Source organism: Winogradskyella undariae, assembly GCF_013285155.1.
Lineage (GTDB): Bacteria > Bacteroidota > Bacteroidia > Flavobacteriales > Flavobacteriaceae > Winogradskyella > Winogradskyella undariae.
The window spans coordinates 1-1,327 of sequence record NZ_JABTEL010000048.1 but is presented as its reverse complement, the minus strand read 5'-3'; the positions used below and the strand labels follow the sequence as shown (position 1 = coordinate 1,327).

General features: G+C 27.5%; 1 protein-coding gene. It reads left to right on the top strand.

From position 1 onward, the window contains the following. Positions 1 to 191 precede the first annotated feature (191 nt). On the top strand, positions 192 to 1,118 hold the full coding sequence (locus tag HSX10_RS18605; RefSeq protein WP_173589757.1) for a hypothetical protein: 927 nt from the start codon (positions 192 to 194) through the stop codon (positions 1,116 to 1,118). The last annotated feature ends 209 nt before the right edge of the window (positions 1,119 to 1,327 follow it).

The window sequence follows — 1,327 nt, the reverse complement described above, 5'->3', positions numbered from 1 at the left end:
CTTTTTATAGGTCTTAAATTTAGTGTTTTTATTAAAATGCTAACTTAAGCCGTATATAATTTATTGCTAGTTCTAGCTTGCTTACGAAAGTCCTCGCGGACTTTCTATCTGTGATTTATTTGCTAACTTTAGTGCTTAAACACGCAACAAACCATATACAAACACGTTGTGTGTAATCTGAAAAAACGAATATGAAGAGACTTTTAGTAATAATTTTAGCCACCTTTTTATTCAATTGTCAAAATAAAAAAAAACCTGAATACACAATTTCAGGGAAAAATATTGAGATAATCGGAGACACAGTTTTTTTGAAAAAATTTAAACACTTTGACTATTTAGATGATAATTATATTCTAGATACTTGTATCGTGAATGATAAAGGAGAATTTTCATTCAAAATTAAAGAAAGTTATCCCAAACTTGTGAGTTTAACTAATCACAATAAACCACCGAATACTTATCAGGTTTTTAAAAATTCGCCAGAAATATTTTATTATTCTTTTTGTGCAAACTTTCTAGCTGAAACACCAACTCTTTATCTTGAAAACAATTCAAATTATAAAATAGAACATTGGGATTCCAAGTTGAATGACAGTTCGATTATCTATAACAATAAAAAACTAAATCAACTAAGAAAATACTATAGGAATATAGATTACAGAAAAGGATATATTGATGATAATAGAGATTTTTTAGATATAACAAAAGAAGAGGCTTGGGGAAATGTGAGCAAAATAAGAGATTCGTTTCTTTCAGAGTTTAATCTTGACAAAAAAATAAGTCAAAATAGTTATGAAAATTACTTAAATACGGAAATTCAATTAGGTGCTGTTAACGACTTTTTAATTTGGTATTTCAGAAAAACAGATAATAATATTACCAATAATTTTTATGGAGGTTTAATGGAAATCTATAATTCAGATAAGTGGCATCCTAATAGTGTTGAGTATTATAAATTGACTGAACATTATATAAACTACAAACTCAACATAAAGAACGGTAAAACAAAAAAATATTATAAACCAAGTATAGAAAAATATGAGATAGCCAAAGAATATGCAAGAGAAAATATAAAAGAATTATATGCCGAAAATATTAAAAAATTAATGAACGAATAAAAGACTACACACAACACCGTGTATAATTCATTGCTGGTTAAAGCCTACTTACGAAAGTCCTCGCGGACTTTCTATCTGTGTTTTATTTGCTAACTTTAGTGCTTAAACACGCAACGAAATCATACACAAACACGTTGTGTGTAATTTGAGAAATGAGACAAACAATAACCAAAAGTGACAAAAATTTAAAGATTCTGAACAAGCTAATT

Bases quoted from the DNA above. Each gene is read 5' to 3' on its own strand.
- HSX10_RS18605 (WP_173589757.1), top strand. From the start codon at position 192: ATGAAGAGACTTTTAGTAATAATTTTAGCCACCTTTTTATTCAATTGT.